This window comes from Streptomyces sp. P17 (assembly GCF_032436805.1).
Taxonomy (GTDB): domain Bacteria; phylum Actinomycetota; class Actinomycetes; order Streptomycetales; family Streptomycetaceae; genus Streptomyces.
On the sequence record NZ_JAVRBF010001016.1, the window covers coordinates 1 to 262 of the forward strand.

The following is a 262-nucleotide window of genomic DNA, read 5'->3' on the forward strand; positions in this document are numbered from 1 at the left end:
GGCTAACGGTCGAGTTGGTGTATTAGTGGTTGATCGTGGTTTTCAAGCTTGGGAAGAGACGATTGCTACCCCCAAAGGCAGTACTGATTTATCACGTTTAGTCGATGTTGATGCCAAACCGATAGTTGTAGCAGGTACCATTTACAGCATTGCCTATAATGGTGAGTTATTTGCTTTAGATTTACGTAGCGGTCAGCAATTGTGGAAGCGTGATTATGCCAGTTTCCGCAATATGGCGGTATCGGGTACCGTGTTATATCTG

At 44.7% G+C, this 262-nt stretch carries 1 protein-coding gene; it reads left to right on the forward strand.

All coding sequences use genetic code 11. The features are described 5' to 3' along the window. A partial coding sequence (locus RMT89_RS43780; RefSeq protein WP_315889326.1) for a PQQ-binding-like beta-propeller repeat protein occupies positions 1-262 on the forward strand: 262 nt, incomplete at both ends.